The organism is Nitrospirota bacterium, assembly GCA_016219645.1.
GTDB lineage: Bacteria > Nitrospirota > Nitrospiria > Nitrospirales > Nitrospiraceae > Palsa-1315.
On the sequence record JACRLR010000061.1, the window covers coordinates 46,926 to 59,560 of the forward strand.

The 12,635-nt window shown below is 57.8% G+C and carries 6 protein-coding genes; 3 read left to right on the top strand and 3 right to left on the bottom strand.

Annotated elements, in window-relative coordinates:
• Positions 1-291: 291 nt before the first annotated feature.
• From HZB34_16695 to HZB34_16705, 3 genes are all read right to left on the bottom strand, one after another.
• On the bottom strand, positions 292-1,671 hold the full coding sequence (locus tag HZB34_16695; GenBank protein ID MBI5317601.1) for a sigma-54-dependent Fis family transcriptional regulator: 1,380 nt from the start codon (positions 1,669-1,671) through the stop codon (positions 292-294).
• A gap of 113 nt (positions 1,672-1,784) precedes the next feature.
• A complete protein-coding gene (locus HZB34_16700) occupies positions 1,785-3,104 on the bottom strand; it encodes a DUF1015 domain-containing protein (GenBank protein MBI5317602.1) in 1,320 nt (439 codons plus the stop codon).
• A 124-nt stretch (positions 3,105-3,228) separates the two neighbouring features.
• Positions 3,229-4,341: a polyprenyl synthetase family protein gene (locus HZB34_16705; GenBank protein ID MBI5317603.1), complete on the bottom strand. Its 1,113-nt coding sequence runs from the start codon at positions 4,339-4,341 to the stop codon at positions 3,229-3,231.
• Between the two features lie 136 nt (positions 4,342-4,477).
• Here HZB34_16705 and gltB point away from each other — a divergent pair, with 136 nt between their 5' ends.
• From gltB to HZB34_16720, 3 genes are all read left to right on the top strand, one after another.
• Positions 4,478-9,001 (top strand): glutamate synthase large subunit, encoded by a 4,524-nt coding sequence (gene gltB, locus HZB34_16710; GenBank protein MBI5317604.1) that lies wholly within the window; start codon positions 4,478-4,480, stop codon positions 8,999-9,001.
• An 86-nt stretch (positions 9,002-9,087) separates the two neighbouring features.
• Entirely contained in the window at positions 9,088-10,524 is a 1,437-nt protein-coding gene (locus HZB34_16715; GenBank protein ID MBI5317605.1) for a glutamate synthase subunit beta, read from the top strand.
• Positions 10,525-10,955: 431 nt separating this feature from the next.
• The gene (locus HZB34_16720) at positions 10,956-12,620 is read left to right on the top strand and encodes an AAA family ATPase (protein ID MBI5317606.1); all 1,665 of its coding nucleotides are present in this window, start codon (positions 10,956-10,958) and stop codon (positions 12,618-12,620) included.
• The last annotated feature ends 15 nt before the right edge of the window (positions 12,621-12,635 follow it).

Consider the following 12,635-nt stretch of genomic DNA (forward strand, 5'->3'; position numbering starts at 1 on the left):
CGCACTTCGTGTGGGCCGTTCGCCCCTAGAATGGATCCTGGCGAACGGAAAAGCCCCTACAGTGCTCCGACCTCCGAAAATTTATCTTCCGCGTTGAGCCTCTGAGCGCCGCGACCTGCCTGCGCGAAGCGCTTCGGCGGAGGCAGGGAACGCCGCTGGCGGACTTTATCAACAGCCTGCTAGCCAGCGATGGGCGAGAAGCTGATCCAACGGATACACAGAATGCCGGGTTTTTCGAATGGCGGGAGGCCCGGAAAGCGATGGAGTTTCAGATCGTCGTCCTACGAATAGTCAGGACGCCATAGTCTGATCTGGGTCAATGCCATACTGCTTGATGAGGCGGGCAAGGTAAGTCCGTTGCAATCCGAGCCGGGCTGCGGCTTTTGTTTGGTTGCCACATTCCTCGCGAAGCGCGAGGAGTATGAGGGTGCGTGTGTGTTCTTTCATCGATTCATGGTATGGGAGCGAGAAATAGGATAGGCGTTCGCCCGTCGAGCTATGGCCGATGGCATCCAACGACAGCATGTCCGGTTCGATGGTATCCGACTGGTTCAAGACAACGGACCGCGCGACGACGTTCTCCAACTCACGGATGTTCCCTGGCCAACGATATCGACCCATGGCCTCCATGGCAGCGGGGCTGAACATCATACCTGGACGCTTCGCATCCCTGGCATGCCGGTTCAAAAAAAACTTGGCCAGGGCAGGGAGATCATCGGGCCGCTCGCGAAGCGGGGGAAGAGTGAGGCCGATGACGTTCAACCGGAAAAAGAGATCCTCGCGAAACTCACCGTTCTTCACGGCCTGCCGGAGATCCTTGTTCGTGGCTGCGATGACCCGTATATTGATCGACACGAGTCTTGTGCCCCCGACTCGATGAAATTCCCTGTCCTGGAGCACGCGCAACAGTTTGGCCTGCAGTGGGAGCGACATGTCTCCGATCTCGTCCAGGAAGATCGTCCCCCCATCGGCCATTTCCAGTTTGCCCTTTTGCAGGCGATCTGCACCGGTGAAGGCGCCGCGTTCATGTCCGAAGAGTTCGTTTTCGAGCAGCGTTTCCGTGAGGGCGACACAGTTAATGACCACCAGCGGCATGGCTTGACGAGGGCTCCACTGGTGGATAGAACGGGCGAAGAGTTCCTTCCCGGTGCCGCTTTCGCCGAGCAGCAACACACTGGCATCGGATCTGGCGGCGCGTTGGGCGGATTCCAGCACTGTGCGGATCTTCGCGCTGATACCCACGATCGAAGCATAGCGGCTGTCGACCTCGGATTTGAGACAGGCCACCTGCCGTTTGAGAGAATCTCGTTCCAAGGCTTTGCTGATCACGAGGAGGAGGTGGTCGTTGTCCAGCGGCTTGGTCAGAAAATCATAGGCGCCGGTTTTCATGGCCTCGACGGCAGCATCGATCGAGGCATGGGCTGTCATGACGATGACCGGGAGATCCTCAGTCGGTCTGACTTTAGGGAGCCGCTTGAGGACTTCGATGCCGGTTAAACGCGGCATGTCCAGATCGAGCAACATGAGGCCCGGAGCCTCCTGCTCGACCAGTTCGAGCGCCTGCACCCCGTCCTGTGCAATCACGGTTCGGTAGTCGGAGGCCTGCAGACGATCCTCCAGCATGGTGACAATATCAGGATCGTCGTCGACGATAAGGATTTTCGCTTTCATGTTGCCCTTCCATCCGTGGGAGGGTGAGGATGATTCCAACTGCGCGCGTCGAGCGACCACCGTTTTATCGTGGGGGCTCCGCGAGCAAGGGAATCGTCCTCACTCTCCCACGTCTACTCCATCACGTTCATCACCAGTCCGGTCAGCGGCTTCGGGAAAAAATACGTCGACTTGTGCGGCATCCGTTCTCCCGCTGTCGCCACAGCTTGCACTTCGCTGACCTTGGTGGGATTGAGGAGCAAGGCTGCCGTTCCGGTTCCGTCTGCCACCCAATCCAGTGCCTCATGATCGTCTTTGGTGTAGAGGATCGCCTCTTGTTCCTGTTGCGTCGGGCAGATTGTCGTGACGACCAGTTGCTGGAGGAGAGAGACATCGAGCTTCGCGCGAGGCGACGCGCTCGATTGCGGGCGGTGGGTCGGTTTGAGGGCCAACGTGAGGTATGAATCTGTTCCCTTCACGGCTAGGCCGAACATCGGAACCGTGCGGCCGTTGGTTCGCAAGGCCTCAATGAATTGCGCGCGGACCGCCGCTCTGGTTCCAGAGATATAGGCGAATTCATGCAGGTCAAACTGTTCGGCGAAGAGGGCTCGCAGCTTGTCATAGGGAGGGAGTGGCGTGGTCGTGACTCGATGGGTCGGCAAGACGGTGAGTCCCGGGTCTTCGAGGGCGGCCAGCAACATCAGTACGCCGTCGTAGGGCTGGTATCCCGCTGGTGATCCGCCCTGTTGCCGGCGCAGCCGTTGATAGTTCAGCGCTGTTTCGTAGCGATGGTGGCCGTCCGCGATGAAGAGTGGCTTGGGGCCCATCGCGTCGACGGTCTGGGCGAGAACCGTTGGGTCGGTGACGGCCCATAGTTGTTGCCGGAATCCCACGTCATCGGCAAAATCGAAACGAGCCGGCTTTCCCTTGACGGCTGCTTCGAGGAGCCCGATCACGACGTTCTGGGGATCTGAATAGAGAGACCAGATCGGGCTGAAATTCGTGTGGCAGGCTTCGAGCAGATTCAGGCGATCCGTTTTTGCCGCAGCCCGCGTATTTTCATGCGGATACACATGACCGGAGTCAAGGGCTTCCAGTTTCACTGTGGCAAGAAAACCTTTCAGTGTCTTCATCGGGGTCTGAGAGTCTGCTCCGGGCGGGCGATAGTCGATGGTGTGGTAATACAGGGTGGGTTGCGCATCGCGTTTCAGAGCTCCGCTTCGGAGCCATTCATGGAGAGTCGCCCCGGCCCGCGTGTAGCGATTGTTCGCAGGGTTATCGCCGGGCTGGTCGAGACCGAGCTCCAGGCGGATGATATTCTGTGGATGGCGGTTGTAGAGGGCCTGTTGCCCTGCGGCATCGATGATATCGTAGGGAGGGGCAACGACCCGGTCGACGTCTCCGATCACCGACGTGTCGTAGGCGGTTCCGTGAAACGGAATGATTTTGGCCATGTTGAATCCTTTGCTCCGTGAGATGGTTCAGGGCGTTGAGCGACCATTATATGAAAGGTGAGTCCTTGTCCCTACGCGGTGCCATTTCCAAGGGCTGCTCCCTGGAAACACGCAGGAAGAAAGGCTATCGGTCGCGGGTAACCATGTAGTCGGCGGTCACCGAGAGGGCTCGTTTGGCCGTACTGTCTTCGAACTGGTCGAGATCTCGCTGGGCCTCGTCGATATAGGATCGTGCCCGATCCATGGCATAGGTAATGGAGCCCAATTCTTCCATCATGCGGATGAATCGGCCCAGGTCTTCTTCTGTCAGAGCCCTGGTTTCCATGCGATTGATGATCATCTGCCGGTCCCGTTCTGAACAATGATGTAACAGATGTAACAGCGGCAGCGTGGCCTTGCCTTCGCGGAGGTCCTGCCCCAGCGATTTGCCTAGGTGTTCGCCATTGGCTGTGTAGTCGAGCGTGTCATCGGCTACCTGGAAGGCAATTCCGAGATGGAGACCAAACCGGAACAGCGCCTCCTGCTGAGGCTCCGAGGCATCCGCGAGAATGGCGCCCATCCGACAGGAGGCGGCCATCAAGCCGGCCGTCTTGTGTTCGACAATCTTCAGATACTCCGTCTCCGGCATGGAGGGGTTGCCGTTGTAATAGAGCTGAAGCACTTCGCCTTCCGCCATCTTTTTGCACGCTTCACCGAGCACTTCGTTGATCGCATGATTCCGGAAGTCGACGACCTGACAGAAGGCTTTGGAGTAGAGATAGTCGCCGACGAGGATGCTGATTTGATTGCCCCAAACTTTCCTGGCGGTCCGCCGGCCCCGGCGGATATCGGCGTCGTCAACCACATCGTCGTGGAGCAGAGAAGCGGTATGAATGAACTCCACCAGACTGGCGAGTTGGTAATGATCGCGACCGGTGTAACCGCAGAGACGGGCGGAGAGCAGGAGCAAAAAGGGTCTGATGCGTTTTCCGCCGCTGTTCAGAATGTGGGCGGCGACGGTGTTGACAAGCGCCACGCTGGAATCAAGGTTCGTACGAGCCTGGCGTTCCATCCCCTCCAGCTCATCACGGTAGGCCTCCCAGACGTCTGCCATGCTGTTGATCGCGGGAGTGATTGGGCTTGGGGGCATGCGCGGATGGTAGGGCAGAAAAGGAAACAAAGTCAAGCCAGTCACCCCTTTGAGAGGATGGCCGGCATAGGCCATCTCTCCGGGAGACAATCTTGACAGAAGAATCATGCTTCCATTAAGGTGATCCGAGTGGACAGGAACGGAATTCGCCTTGTGAGTGAGGGGGTTATCCATCCCAACTGCCTCTCTGGTGTAGTCTCCGTCAGGTAACAGCTACGTCTTCACTTGTAACGAGAAACGAGCCATGAGCATCCCCGGGCTTCCAGCGAAGCAAGGCCTCTACGACCCTGCACAGGAGAAAGATTCCTGTGGGATCGGTTTTGTGGTCAATATCAAGGGACAGAAATCCCATACCATCGTTCAGCAGGGGCTTCAGATTCTTGAAAGCCTGAGTCACCGGGGAGCGCAGGGCTGTGACTCTTGCACGGGAGACGGTGCCGGTATCCTGCTTCAAGTCCCGCATGAATTCCTCAAACGTGCGACCAGCGATGCAGGGATGTCCCTGCCCAGTGCCGGAGAGTATGGCGTGGGGATGGTCTTTCTTCCAACCCATGCCGATGCGCGACGACAGTGCGAAGCCGTGTTTGCCAGCATTATCCGCGAAGAAGGAGCACGGCTTCTTGGCTGGCGGGACGTGCCGGTCAAGAGTGATGTGATCGGTGTCGTGGCGCGGAGCACCGAGCCCTCTATGCGGCAGGTATTCATCGCCCGTGATGTCCTCAACGAAGGGCAGTTTGAACGCAAGCTCTATGTGATTCGAAAGCGGGTGGAAAAAGCCGTCAGCGAATCCGCTATTCAGGGACGGCACTACTTCTATATCTCAAGCCTGTCGGCGAGCACGATCGTGTACAAGGGATTGTTGCTTCCGGAACAGATGGCGGCGTACTACCAGGACTTGAAGGATGAACGCCTGACGAGCGCGCTTGCCCTTGTGCATTCCCGCTTCAGCACGAACACGTTTCCCACCTGGCCCTTAGCCCATCCCTACCGATACATTTGCCATAATGGGGAGATCAATACGCTCAAGGGCAATGTGAACTGGATGCGTGCCAGACAAGGCCGACTCAACTCCGATCTGTTCGGCCAGGATCTGGAGAAGCTCTTTCCGATCGTCTCCGAGAAGCAGAGCGACTCCGCCTGCCTCGATAATGCCGTGGAATTCCTGACTATGGGAGGCCGTTCTCTTCCGCACGCGATGATGATGTTGATCCCTGAACCCTGGGTCGCGAATCCGCAGATGGATCTCGATCGCCGGGGATTCTACGAATATCACGCAGCGATGCAGGAGCCCTGGGACGGTCCGGCAGCGGTCTGTTTCACTGACGGCAAGCTGATCGGCGCGACCCTGGATCGCAACGGGCTGCGCCCCTGTCGCTATCAAGTGACGACGGACGGTCTGGTGATTTTGGCCTCGGAAGCCGGTGTGTTGCCGATGGACGTCCGGAAGATCAGGCAGAAGGGCCGCCTCATGCCTGGCCGGATGTTCCTGGTCGATACAGTACAGGGGCGGCTCATCGATGATGAAGAAGTGAAGGCCGAGATTGTCAGCCGCAAGCCTTATCGGTCCTGGGTCACTCAATATCGGATCTCGCTCGACGAGTTGCCCGATCCAAGCAACGTGCCGCAGCCGGACCATCCGACGTTACGCCAGCGCCAGCTGGCATTTAGTTACACAGTGGAAGAATTGAAGATGGTCGTCACTCCGATGGTAGTGGAGGGGCAAGAGGCGACGTCTTCCATGGGTACGGATACCCCGTTGGCCGTGCTATCCGATCGGCCGCAACTCCTCTTCAAATATTTCAAGCAGCTGTTCGCCCAGGTGACCAACCCGCCGATCGATCCGATCCGCGAAGAACTGGTGATGTCGCTCACGACCAGCATCGGACCCAAGCCGAATCTGATGGATGAGAATCCGGAGTCCTGCCGGCGCATCCGTGTCAAACAGCCGATCCTCACGAATGCCGAACTCCAGAAGATCCGGGAGATTGCCGATCCGCATTTTAAAAGTAAAACGCTCAAGATGCTGTTCCGGGTGGCAGAGGGGCCGGAGGGGCTCGGGGCGGCGGTCGACGATCTCTGCCGACAGGCGTCGCAAGCGATCAAGGAGGGCTACAAGTTTCTCATCCTGAGCGATCGTGGCATCAACGAGGAATGGGCGCCGATTCCGAGTCTTCTCGGCATCGCGTCGGTTCACCATCATCTTGTGCGCGAATGTACGAGGACAGAAGCAGGCCTCATCGTCGAAACCGGCGAGCCGCGGGATGTGCATCATTTCGCCTGTTTGATCGGCTATGGGGCCGGGACGGTGAATCCCTATCTGGTCTTTGAGTCGATCGTGGACCTGGAGCGCGAGGGGTACTTCCCCGAAGGGTTGGACGCACAGACCGCGGAAGGCAAGTACATTAAAGCGATCAATAAGGGGCTGCTCAAGATTTTTTCGAAGATGGGCATCTCGACCGTGCAATCCTACTGCGGCGCACAAATCTTTGAAGCCATCGGATTGAACCACGAACTCATCGATCGCTATTTTACCGGCACGCCGTCGCGGGTGGAGGGGATCGGCATCCGCGAGGTCGGCGAGGAGACGCTTCGGCGCCACCGTCTGGCCTATGAGCCGGTGCCGATACGGCAACTCGATTTCGGTGGGGAAATCCACTACCGCATCCAAGGCGAGCACCATAACTGGAATCCCGACACGATATCCAAGCTGCAGCATGCAACCAAAGCCAACGATCCGAAGACCTTTGCCGAGTTTTCCCAGCTCGTGGACGACGAAAGTAGGAAGCGCTCGAATATCCGTGGGTTGCTCGAATTCAAATTCCTGCCGGAGGCCATTCCTGTCGAGGAGGTGGAATCGGCGAAGGAGATCGTCAAGCGGTTTACGACGGGTGCGATGTCTTTCGGTTCGATCAGCAAGGAAGCGCACGAAACGCTGGCCATCGCCATGAACCGCCTGGGCGCGAAGAGCAATACCGGCGAGGGCGGGGAAGACCCCGAACGGTTCAAACCGTTGCCCAATGGCGATTCGAAGAACAGTTATATCAAGCAGGTGGCGTCGGCGCGGTTCGGCGTCACGAGCCACTACTTGGTCAATGCGAAAGAACTACAAATCAAGATGGCGCAGGGGGCCAAACCGGGTGAAGGCGGGCAACTGCCGGGGCACAAGGTCGATGAGAACATCGCGAGGCTGCGCTACTCGACGCCGGGCGTACAGCTCATTTCGCCGCCGCCGCACCACGACATCTATTCGATCGAGGATCTGGCGCAGCTCATTTTCGATTTGAAGAATTCCAACCCGGATGCGGCTGTGTCGGTGAAGCTGGTGTCGGAAGTGGGTGTCGGCACGGTTGCGGCAGGAGTGGCCAAAGCGCATGCGGACAAGGTGCTTATCAGCGGAGATTCAGGCGGTACCGGCGCCTCTCCACTGTCGTCCATCAAATATGCGGGGGTGCCGTGGGAATTGGGCTTGGCCGAAACGCACCAGACCCTCGTACTCAACGATTTGCGAGGGCGTATCCGGGTGGAGACCGACGGGCAGATGAAAACCGGACGGGATGTGGCGATCGCTACTCTGTTGGGCGCCGAGGAATTCGGGTTTGCAACCGCGCCTCTGATCGTCGAAGGCTGCATCATGATGCGGAAATGCCATCTCAATACCTGCCCCGTCGGCATCGCGACGCAGGACCCTGCCTTGCGGAAGAAATTTGCCGGGCAGCCGGAACATATCGTGAATTTCTTTTTCTTTGTCGCGGAAGAATTGCGCCAGATTATGGCCAAACTGGGCTTCCGGACTATCAATGAGATGGTTGGACGGGTGGATAAATTGAAAGCACAGAAGGCCATCGACCACTGGAAGGGCAGGGGGTTGGATCTGACCCCGCTCTTGCAAGTGCCGGATGTTGGGCCTGAGATAGCCCGCTTCTGTGTGCAGAAGCAAGACCATGGTCTCGCAGGTGTGCTCGATAACCAGCTGATCGAGTTGTGCAAACCGGCGCTGGAGAAGCGAGAGAAAGTTACGCTCGATCTGCCGATCAGAAATGTGAATCGTACGGTCGGGACAATGCTTTCCAGCCGAGTGGCAAAATCGTATGGGCTTGAGGGGCTACCGGAGGACACGATCACCATCAAGTTTTCGGGTTCCGCCGGGCAGTCGTTCGGCGCATTTTTGTCCCGTGGCATCACGCTGATTCTCGAAGGGGAATCGAACGATTATCTGGGCAAGGGATTGTCCGGCGGCAAGATCATTGTCTTCCCGCCGAAACAGGCGATCTATGTGCCGGAAGAGACGATTCTTATCGGGAATACCTCACTCTACGGTGGGACGCAGGGCGAAGCCTATTGCTATGGCATGGCGGGAGAGCGGTTTGCGGTGCGGAATAGCGGCGTCAGGGCGGTGGTCGAAGGAATCGGCGATCACGGCTGCGAGTACATGACCGGTGGGGTGGTCGTCGTCTTGGGTCAGACGGGGCGAAACTTTGCGGCAGGCATGTCGGGCGGTGTGGCATTTGTGCTGAACGAACTCGACCAGTTCCAATCCCGCTGCAATATGGGCATGGTGGAATTGGAGAAGATCAAGACCGCGGACGATAAGAAGACGCTGCACCAGATGATTACGTCGCACTTTATGCAGACAGGCAGCCGAAACGCCAAGCGCATCCTCGATAGTTGGGACTCGATGCTGCCGAAGTTTGAGAAGGTCATGCCGGTGGACTACAAGCGTGTATTGGAAGAACGGAAGAAGAAGAAAGCCGCGGCCGGTAAGGGGTGAGGCGTGAAGGGTAAAGCCGGAAATATCACCTATCGCTACGGTCTCATAACTTAGAACTCAGAACTCAGAATTTTGGACTCGAAGAGATGGGTGATCCAAAAGGTTTCATGAAATATGCCCGCGAGGGGCCCAAGCGGAAGCCGGTCGAGCTTCGTGTGCTCGATTGGAAGGAGATGTATGAGCCGATCTCCGAAGAGAAGCTCAAGACCCAGGGGGCTCGTTGCATGGACTGTGGTGTGCCATTTTGCCAGGGTAATACCGGCTGTCCGGTCGTGAACTTGATTCCAGACTGGAACGATCTAGCCTCTCGTGGCCGTTGGAAAGATGCGCTCAAAGCCCTGCATACGACAAACAATTTCCCTGAGTTTACAGGGCGGCTCTGCCCAGCGCCCTGTGAAGGGGCTTGCGTGCTTGGCATCAACGAAGATCCTGTCTCCATTCGCATCATCGAGTGGAACATTATCGATCGTGGGTTCAATGAGGGTTATGTTGAACCGGCCCTGCCCGTTATCAATACGGGGAAGACGGTCGCCATTGTCGGGTCTGGGCCGGCTGGTTTGGCTGCAGCGCAACAATTGGCGCGTGCCGGCCACACGGTCACCCTCTTTGAGAAGTCCGATCGCATCGGCGGCTTACTGCGGTATGGCATTCCCGACTTCAAGATGGAGAAATGGGTCATCGATCGCCGCCTGGAACAGATGAAAGCCGAGGGGGTCGAGTTCAAGACCGGCGTGACGATTGGAAAAGACATCTCAGGCGAACAGTTGCGGAAGCAGTTCGATGCCGTCGGGCTCTCCATGGGTGCGGAGCAGGCCCGTGAACTTCCGATTCCCGGACGTGAACTCAAGGGCGTGCATCTCGCAATGGACTATCTGACACAACAGAATAAGCGCATTGCGGGGATTCCGGTCACGGACGAGCCGATCATGGCAAAGGGCAAGCGCGTCGTCATCATCGGCGGCGGCGATACAGGGTCGGACTGTCTCGGCACCGCCCATCGCCAGGGCTGCATCGAAGCGCATCAGTTCGAGTTATTACCAGAACCACCACCGCAACGGGCCGACTCGACACCTTGGCCTCTCTGGCCCATGCAACTCCGCACGTCGCACGCGCATGAAGAAGGCTGCGACCGTCAGTGGAGTGTGTCGACCACGAAGTTCACCGGCCACAACGGCCAGGTGACAAAACTTCACGCCAATCGAGTGAAGTTTGAGAAGGGGAAGTTCACACCGATTCCCAACAGTGACTTCGACATGGATACGGATCTGGTGCTGCTGGCGATGGGGTTTACGGGGCCGGTGAAGAACGGTTTGCTCGACAGCCTCGGCGTGAAGTACGACCAGCGCGGGGCAGTGGCTACAGACGACAATTTCATGACCAACCTCGACGGCGTCTTTGCCGGCGGCGACACCAAGCGCGGCGCCTCCCTCATCGTCTGGGCCATCGCCGAAGGAAGAAAGATGGCGGCGGGGATCGACAAGTATCTGCAAGCCGGTAAATCAGCGAAGAAATCCGCCCCGTAAGCTTACCGGCAATTCCTCCAATGTACGCCAGGGCTCACCACTTCCTCGCCTCCCGGAGCGGCCACTCCGGACTCATCCGAGCGGAAGCCTTCTGGAATTCCTTCGACTGCGGCCCTATGCGGGTCCGGTCACGGCGAACAGCACCCCGCGCGCTTACCCCGCGCCCGGTGTAGGAAAGAGTCGCGGCCCGTTTGTCCCTTGTGCTCGCAGAACGCGCGGTCTCAGAAGGACGGGAAGGGCAGCCTGGCCGTCCTCCTGCTCGCGGAACGCGCACGATCAGAATGTGCTCGTTCGACGCGCGCAATCGAGGATCGACCAGGCTACCCTGTTCCTTCGGCAAAGTTCGCTTTGAGTCCTGGCACACCTACTTGAAGTCCCGGCCGGTTCCTGACACCATTCTGAATCCGAACGCTCGGAACCGGAAGGGGTCCATGGCAGAGGACAAACCGCAGAGTGCGGAAGAGGCTGAACTTAGAGCCGCCATCGAGGCCGTACTGAGTTCTCCCAGTGACAAGAAACTGGTGATTGCCGGCCCGGGTACCGGCAAGACAACTCTCTTCAAGCAGCTGCTCGAACTCGCGCCTGGAGAGCCCAATCAGCGGATCGTCCTCACGTTTATCAACAATCTCAAGGATGATCTGGAGGACGATCTGGGCGGACTGGCTCAGGTATTCACACTTCACTCGTACTGTCTGGGCCTACTACACCGAGACCCGGCACTCAGAGGTTCGCTTTCGCCAGGCTTTCGCTGTTTCCCCGGGCTTGCGAGCCTCATCGCAGAAGACTGGGAACTCATCAAGGAAAACGATGCACCGCAGTTCGTAGCTGAAATGCGCGCGCGCTCAGCGGAGAACCAGATTCCGTTCTACCTAGCTCGCGGCGAATACTACGACGCAGTTGATTTTGACGACACCGTGTACCGGGCGTACGAGGGTCTATCCTCCGGGCGTGCTACGCTCGACAGCTACGACCTTGTACTGATTGATGAGTACCAGGACTTCAACGCGCTTGAGGCGGGAGTCATCGACGCCTTGGCTAAGTGTAGCCCCATCTTGATCGCCGGTGATGATGACCAGGCGCTATACAGTCGACTGCGTGATGCGAGTTGGGACCACATCCGACTCCTTAGCAAAGCCGGAGAGTACGAGGTCTTCAAGCTTCCGTTCTGCATGCGGTGTCCCAAGGTCGTCGTCGATGCAGTCAACGATGTTCTGACCAAGGCCGAAGAGTTAGACAGGCTTGAAGGGAGGATCAAGAAGCCCTACAAACACTTTCCTCCCGCTAAGGGAGCCGATAGCGCGAAGTATCCCAAGATTGCGCACGTAGAGACGTCGGTCCAGAGACAGGGCGCGAACTATATGGGGCGCTACCTTGCGCAGGCGGTTGCTCAAATCCCAGCGGATGAGGTTGAAGCTGCCACTTGCGGCGGATACCCTGCGGCATTGGTCATCGTGGCACAACCCTACCGTGATCAAATCGTCAGTCATCTTGAAGGCGCGGGATACGTTGTCGACAGGAGGCGCGACTCCGATAGCAAGTTCGGTCGGGAAGCGGGCCTCTCGATTCTCAAAGTGGATCGGGTCTCCAACCTTGGATGGCGAATTGTACTCGGCGCAGACGCGCCTTCCTTTCTTAAGGATGCTGTTGTCGCAACGGCAGGTGGCTCGAGGCGTCTTGTCGACGTACTCTCAGATGAGTACCGCGAGAGCGTGCTGGCTGAGGTCGATGCGTACGAGCAACCAGAAGAGGTAGGGGCTGACGCAGAGACTCACGCTCCAGCGGATGTCCCTGCTGTCAAAGTGACTTCCTTTGAGGGAGCCAAGGGCCTCTCCGCACAACACGTGTACATCGTTGGTCTGCACAATGGCGAATTGCCATATGATCAAGCTTCAATCAAGGACATCGAGATATGCAAGTTCGTGGTAGGCCTTACCCGCACACGCAAAAAGTGCACTCTAATCCGCACCCAGAACTTCGGTGGCAACTGGAAGTTGCCTTCCACCTTTATCTCGTGGGTCGATCCTGCTCGTCTGGAGTTCATCAAGATTGACGCACAGTATTGGAAGCAGCAGGCGAAAGAGGCATCTGAGAACTGACAGAGAAAGAAAAGG

What these genes read in the sequence shown, in the direction of transcription:
- HZB34_16705 (MBI5317603.1), bottom strand. Translation starts at nt 4,341, where the DNA reads ATGATTCTTCTGTCAAGATTGTCTCCCGGAGAGATGGCCTATGCCGGC.
- HZB34_16695 (MBI5317601.1), bottom strand. Translation starts at nt 1,671, where the DNA reads ATGAAAGCGAAAATCCTTATCGTCGACGACGATCCTGATATTGTCACC.
- HZB34_16720 (MBI5317606.1), top strand. Translation starts at nt 10,956, where the DNA reads ATGGCAGAGGACAAACCGCAGAGTGCGGAAGAGGCTGAACTTAGAGCC.
- HZB34_16715 (MBI5317605.1), top strand. Translation starts at nt 9,088, where the DNA reads ATGGGTGATCCAAAAGGTTTCATGAAATATGCCCGCGAGGGGCCCAAG.
- HZB34_16700 (MBI5317602.1), bottom strand. Translation starts at nt 3,104, where the DNA reads ATGGCCAAAATCATTCCGTTTCACGGAACCGCCTACGACACGTCGGTG.
- gltB (MBI5317604.1), top strand. Translation starts at nt 4,478, where the DNA reads ATGAGCATCCCCGGGCTTCCAGCGAAGCAAGGCCTCTACGACCCTGCA.